The following is a 1,038-nucleotide window of genomic DNA, read 5'->3' on the forward strand; positions in this document are numbered from 1 at the left end:
CGAATCCAGCTGCTCGTCTTTGGTGCCGTTAACCTTCGCAGTGCGCTTGTTATCCACCTGGCCGCCGGTCACGTAGAAGCGCAGCATCGGGCGGAACTCCGGCCCCATACCGATGGCGATGTTCTGCGACAGCGTCAGCTTCCAGCCGTGGTTATCGCCGCCCTGGTCGTAATCGACGCGCTGGTAGCCCGCTTCCAGCCAGGTGGAGTGCACATCGTTCCAGAAGTACATCGGACGGACAATGGCGCCGTAGTTTTTACGGTTATCGGTGTTGTCCTTGCCGTTGTCATAGTCGTGGAAGGCCAGCAGATATTCGATCTGCGCCTGCCGGGTGAATTTATGCAGCCCTTCAAAGCTGGCGTAAATCGCGGTCAGGTCATCGGTTTTGTTGTAGACGCTGTTATCCGAGTTGTCGGAGTAGCGCAGGATCACTTTATTGACGCCGCTGTCGTTGGTGTGGCTCAGCACCAGCCCGCCCTGCCAGGCGTCGAGACGTTCGTCGCTGTCCACCGCTTTCGAATCGAAACCGTAGTTGGCGTAAACCTCAACGTCGATCGGCCCGGCCTTGATGTTGTGGGTTTTGGTGGTCAGGGCGTAGTGGCCGTTATCGCCGGTACCGGAGCCGCCGGTACAGGTGATGCGCGACGGGTTGGCCTCGTCGGCCATCACTTCCGGGCTACAGGACTCCACCTGCGACACTCCCGCCACGTCAAACTGCACGCCGCCGATATCAAAGTTCTTCACCCCGGCGCCCTGGCCGTCGTGGTTCATCCAGAAGTAGTCGTTGATCCCCTGTTGCGGGCGCTGATGGAAGTCGCGGCCGGCCCAGATATAGGCGTTGGGGTTAGACTCCAGCACGTTGGTGACGCCGACGTAGGCTTTTTTCAGGTTAACTTCATCGCTCCAGTGGTCAAACATGACGTTGATATCCCAGATAGCGCCTTTACTGCTCTTGAAGGCTTTGGTTATCTGGAATTCGCCGCCGTTGCCTTCGTTGCCTAAACGGCCGATCGCCGAAGCGCCGTTATAGGAGCCATC

At 58.5% G+C, this 1,038-nt stretch carries 1 protein-coding gene; it reads right to left on the reverse strand.

Features of this window, described 5'->3' with window-relative positions:
• Positions 1 to 1,038, reverse strand: a 1,038-nt coding sequence (locus tag SIK97_RS00960; RefSeq protein ID WP_319610915.1) for a carbohydrate porin, incomplete at both ends; no start/stop codon positions are given.

This window comes from Klebsiella sp. JN_Kp126, assembly GCF_033843325.1.
GTDB classification, from domain to species: domain Bacteria; phylum Pseudomonadota; class Gammaproteobacteria; order Enterobacterales; family Enterobacteriaceae; genus Klebsiella; species Klebsiella michiganensis.